This window comes from Phenylobacterium sp., from assembly GCF_036264965.1.
In the GTDB taxonomy this organism is placed as follows: Bacteria; Pseudomonadota; Alphaproteobacteria; order Caulobacterales; family Caulobacteraceae; genus Phenylobacterium.
In genome coordinates, this window is record NZ_DATAPY010000138.1 from 1 (window position 1) to 5,140 (window position 5,140).

The window sequence follows — 5,140 nt, forward strand, 5'->3', positions numbered from 1 at the left end:
CTGGGCGCCGAGCAGCTGCGCCGCCGCCGGGAGAAGGGCGAGATCGAGGTCGCCCCCATCGCCTTCCTGCGCGGCCGGACGCTCGCGCACGCCTTCGTCATCGTCGACGAGGCCCAGAACGCCACGCGCCTGCAGATGAAGATGGTGTTGACCCGCCTGGGCGAGGGCGCGCGCATGGTGGTCACCGGCGACCCGACCCAGATCGATCTGGTCAACATCCGCGATTCCGGCCTGGCCCACGCCGTGGGGCTGCTGGACGGCGTCAAGGGCGTGGGGATCACCCGCTTCTCCGCCGAGGACGTGGTGCGCCACCCGCTGGTCGAGCGGATCGTCCGCGCCTACGACGCCGACGCCGCCAAGGCTGGACGGGCCATTTGACCCCCGACATCGAGATCGAAGACGCCGCCTGGACCGCCGCCCTCGCCGACGCCGAGGCCCTGGTGCTGGTCGCCGCCGAGGCGACGCTGGCCTCCGAAGGCGCGGTCAGCGAGGGCGTGACCTTGCTGCTCACCGACGACGCGACGATGCGCGATCTGAACCGGCGCTTCCGTCAGCAGGACAAGCCGACCAACGTGCTGTCCTTCCCCGCGCCGACCAATCCTGAGCGTTTCCTGGGCGACATCGCGCTCGCCTACGGTGTCTGTGCGCGCGAAGCGGCCGAACAGGGCAAGCCTTTGGCGCATCATCTGCAGCATCTGGTGGCGCATGGGGTGCTGCACCTTCTAGGATACGACCACATGAGCGACGCCGAAGCCTCCGAGATGGAAGGGCTGGAGCGCGCGGTCCTGGCCGGGTTGGGGATTCCCGATCCCTACGCGGCCGGTGAGGGAGACCATGACCGACCCCGCCCCAGCGCCTGACGCGGCCCAGCCCCCGGCGCATTCGCACGCGCATAGCAGGAACCGCGGCGTGCTCTCCCTGTTCGACCGTTTCCGCAGCCGCCCCTCGCAGAACGAGCCGGCGCCGCCGGAGCCGGCGGTCATCGCCGCCACGGGCGAGTTGGTCAGCCAGGCGCGCGCCTTCCAGGACCTGCGGGTTGAAGACGTGATGCAGCCGCGCGCCGACATCGTGGCCATCGACCGCAGCTGCGCCTTCTCCGAGCTGGTCGCCCGGTTCGTGGAGGCCGAGCACAGCCGCATGCCGGTCTATCGCGAGACACTCGACGATCCGGTGGGCGTGGTCCACGTGAAGGACGTCTTCAAGCTCCTGGCCCGCAAGACCCGCCGGCCGAGGCCGACCGATCACGTGCTGGCCGGCCGCCACAACCTGGTGCGCTCGGTGCTCTACGTTCCGGCCTCGATGCGGGCCTCTGAGCTACTGGGGCAAATGCGCGCCGAGCAGACCCACATGGCCCTGGTAATCGACGAGTTCGGCGGCACCGACGGCCTGGTGACGCTGGAGGACCTGCTGGAAACCCTGGTGGGCGAGATCTCCGACGAGCACGACGACGCGGCCGAGGACGGCCACGCGCCCATCGTCCAGGAGGCCGGCGCCTGGGTGGTCGATGGTCGCACCCCGTTGGAGGAACTGGAGGCCGCCTTGGGCGAAGGCGTCGACCTCGCGCCGCCCGATCTTGACGAGGAAATCGACACCGTGGCCGGCCTGGTCAATGCGCTCGCAGGTCGTGTGCCGCAGCGCCGCGAGGTGGTCGACCATCCCGGCGGCTACACGATCGAGGTGATGTCCGCCGATCCGCGCCGGGTGAAGCGTGTCCGCGTGCGCCGCCTGGTCTCGCCCGCCGCCCATTCGCCTGCCTGAGGCCGCGCTCGGTGAGCTGGCGAAATCCGTGGATGCTCAGGGCGCTCGCCCTACTGGCTGGCGTGGCCGCGGGAGTGGCGCATCCGCCGTTCGGCTTTTTGCCGGGCCTGTTGGGCTATGCCCTGTTGCTGGCGATGATCGACGCGGACAGCCCGCGGCCGCTGCGCTCGGCTTTCTTCCGCGCCTGGCTGGGCGGCGTCGGCTATTTTAGCGTCTGCGTCTGGTGGATCACCGAGCCCTTCATGGTCGACGCCAAGGAGCAGGGCTGGATGGCGCCCTTCGCCCTGGTGCTGATGGCGGGTGGGCTGGCGGCGTTCTGGGGCGCCGCGGCGGTGCTCTACCGGGCGACCAGGGCGCGTGGGCCAGCCGCTATCCTGGCGTTCGCCGGCAGTCTGGCGCTCTTCGAATGGCTGCGCGGTCATGTTTTCTCCGGCTTCCCCTGGGACCTGCCCGGCGAGACCTGGCGGGCGGGCTCGGCCCCGTCCCAGGCCGCCGCATGGGTCGGCGCGTACGGCCTGACGTGGATCACCCTGGTGATCGCCGCCGCGCCGGCGGTCCTGGCGCAGCCGGTCGGCCGGCTGGCGAGGGGCTCGACCCTCCTGGCGACCATCGCCCTGCTCGCCGGGCTCTACGGCTTCGGCGCTTATCGACTGCAGACGGCCGTGAAGCCACCGCCCGGCGCGCCGGTGATCCGCATCGTCCAGGCTGACATCGATCAGAAGGACAAGTGGAAGCCGGAGAACCTGAAGCTGGTCTTCGACACCTATGTCGACCTGACGACCCGCCAGGCCGCCGTGCAGCCCGCGATCGTGATCTGGCCGGAGGGCGCGCTACCGGCGGTAATCGACGAGCTGGTGGCGCCGTCCTCGGCCTATGCGCCGCTGCTGCGCGACACCCTGCGGCCCGGCCAGACCTTGCTGATGGGCGCCAATCGCGAAGAGGTCGGCCAGGACGGTGTCGCCCGCTACTTCAACAGCCTGGTGGCCTTCCGCCGCGAGGCCGACGCCCTGCGGGTGACCGGCGTCTACGATAAGCACCACCTGGTGCCGTTCGGCGAATACATGCCAGCCGCCGCCTTCGCGACGAAGATCGGTTTCCGCAGCCTGGTGCACATGCCGGACGATTTCACCGCCGGCCCGCCGTCGCAGCCGATCGCGCCCTGGGGCGTGCCGGCCGCGCAGGTGCTGATCTGTTATGAGGCCCTGTTCCCGGGCGTCACGTCGTCCGGTGCGGCGCGCGCCGGCCTGCGTCCGGCCTGGATCCTCAACCTCTCCAACGACGCCTGGTTCGGCCAGGGGTCGGGTCCGCTGCAGCATCTGAACATCGCCAGCTACCGCGCCATCGAGGAGGGTTTGCCGATCGTCCGGGCCACGCCGACCGGGGTTTCCGCGGTTATCGACGCTTACGGACGAATCCAGTCGGGGGCCGAACTGGGCCTTGGCCGCCTGGGGGTTATTGACGCACCCTTGCCGCCTGTCGTTGAAATCACTGCCTTTTCAAGGTTTGGCGACCTCGCGTTCTGGGGCATGCTGCTATTGTCTGGCTTAGCCGCCCTGGCCTATTTTGTTCGGCGACCGCACCTGGTTAGCGGTCGCTAGGTTTCGAGCACGTCCGGCGCTGCGCTTGTCCGGCGACGTATCGATAGGAACGCCATGGACAAGCCCGACGAGGCCGCACAAGGGCCGAATCCCATAGACCGACATGTCGGTCTGCGAATAAGAATGCGTCGCAAAGAGCTGGGGATCAGCCAGGAGCGCCTGGCCGAGTCCATCGGCCTGACCTTCCAGCAGGTGCAGAAATATGAGCGCGCCGCCAACCGGGTGAGCGCGTCCAAGCTGTGGGAGATGAGCCGGGCGCTTTCCACCTCGATCAGCTATTTCTACGAAGGCCTGGGCGACGCCATCGAGACCCCGGGGTCGAACATCCCGCGCGAGACCATGCAGGATTTCCTGCTCACGCCCGAGGGCATCGAATTGGCCTCCCTGTTCCCGAAGATCACCAAGAGCCGCGTGCGCCGCAAGGTCCTGGACCTGGTCCGCGCCATGGCCGGCGAGCCCGATCCGGTCGAATCCTGACGACCGCCGGGCCCAGCCGGCTTAACCAAGGCGCGAAACGCGTGCTTGGCGGGACATAAAGATATCTTTATAGGCTTGCCGACCTCATTCCGGGCGGCCTTGCGCGGCCGCTCCGCCAGCGGAGCCAGAACGCCTTGAGCCGTTCCAACTACATCTTCACGTCCGAAAGCGTCTCCGAGGGCCATCCTGATAAGGTGGCCGACCGCATCTCCGACACCGTCGTCGACGCTTTCCTGAGCGTGGAGCCGGAGGCGCGGGTGGCCTGCGAGACCCTGGTCACCACCAACCGCATCGTGCTGGCCGGCGAAGTCCGCGCCGGGCGCCCGGGCGGTTCCAAGGCCGAGAACAAAGCGCTGACCAAGGACATCGTGAAGTCGCTGGAGCCCAAGGTCCGCCAGGCGATCAAGGACATCGGCTACGAGCAGAAGGGCTTCCACTGGGCCAAGGCCAAGTACGCCTGCTACCTGCACCCGCAATCGGCGCACATCGCCCAGGGCGTCGACGCCTCCGACAAGAAGGACGAGGGCGCGGGCGACCAGGGGATCATGTTCGGCTACGCCTGCGACGAGACCCCGTCACTGATGCCGGCGACCCTGCAGTACAGCCACGACATCCTGCGCCGCCTGGCCGAGGTCCGCCATTCGGGCGAGTGCCACGTCCTGGAGCCCGACGCCAAGAGCCAGGTCACCCTGCGCTACGAAGACGGCCAGCCCGTCGAAGTGCTGCAGATCGTCGTCTCGACCCAGCACAAGAAGCGGATCGGCCTGCACTCGGCGACGCCGAAGCGTATCGAGGGCGTGATCCGCCCCTATGTTGAAGCCGTCTTCCCGGCCGGCCTGATCACCAAGAAGACCAAGTGGCACGTGAACCCGACCGGCCGCTTCGAGATCGGCGGGCCGGACGGCGACGCGGGCCTGACCGGGCGCAAGATCATCGTCGACACCTACGGCGGCGCGGCCCCGCACGGTGGCGGTGCCTTCTCGGGCAAGGATCCGACGAAGGTCGATCGCTCGGCCTGCTACATGGCGCGCTACGTCGCCAAGAACGTTGTCGCCGCGGGTCTCGCCGAGCGCTGCATGGTCCAGCTCGCCTACGCCATCGGCGTCGCTGAGCCGGTGTCCGTCCTGATCGACACCTTCAGCACCGGGACCATTCCCGACGACAAGATCAGCGACCTCGTACGCGCCCATTTCAAGCTGACGCCGCGCGGCATCATCGAATCGCTCGATCTGCGCCGTCCGATCTACAAGAAGACGGCCGCGTTCGGCCACTTCGGACGCACCGAACCGGAATTCACCTGGGAGAAA

General features: G+C 68.5%; 6 protein-coding genes. All 6 read left to right on the forward strand.

Features of this window, described 5'->3' with window-relative positions; all coding sequences use genetic code 11:
* The coding region (locus tag VHS75_RS18375) for a PhoH family protein (RefSeq protein ID WP_329640064.1) at positions 1-378 on the forward strand (378 nt) is incomplete at its 5' end.
* On the forward strand, positions 375-860 hold the full coding sequence (ybeY, locus tag VHS75_RS18380) for an rRNA maturation RNase YbeY (RefSeq protein ID WP_329640065.1): 486 nt from the start codon (positions 375-377) through the stop codon (positions 858-860). The genes VHS75_RS18375 and ybeY, both read left to right, overlap by 4 nt.
* Positions 835-1,758 carry a hemolysin family protein gene (locus tag VHS75_RS18385; protein ID WP_329640066.1) on the forward strand — a complete coding sequence of 308 codons (924 nt, stop codon included), beginning with the start codon at positions 835-837 and terminating at the stop codon, positions 1,756-1,758. Before ybeY ends, VHS75_RS18385 begins: the two co-directional genes overlap by 26 nt.
* Positions 1,759-1,790: 32 nt before the next feature.
* Entirely contained in the window at positions 1,791-3,356 is a 1,566-nt protein-coding gene (gene lnt, locus VHS75_RS18390) for an apolipoprotein N-acyltransferase (RefSeq protein ID WP_329640067.1), read from the forward strand.
* A gap of 54 nt (positions 3,357-3,410) precedes the next feature.
* Positions 3,411-3,833 (forward strand): helix-turn-helix domain-containing protein, encoded by a 423-nt coding sequence (locus VHS75_RS18395; protein WP_414694363.1) that lies wholly within the window; start codon positions 3,411-3,413, stop codon positions 3,831-3,833.
* A 134-nt stretch (positions 3,834-3,967) separates the two neighbouring features.
* A partial coding sequence (gene metK / locus VHS75_RS18400) for a methionine adenosyltransferase (RefSeq protein ID WP_329640069.1) occupies positions 3,968-5,140 on the forward strand: 1,173 nt, incomplete at its 3' end.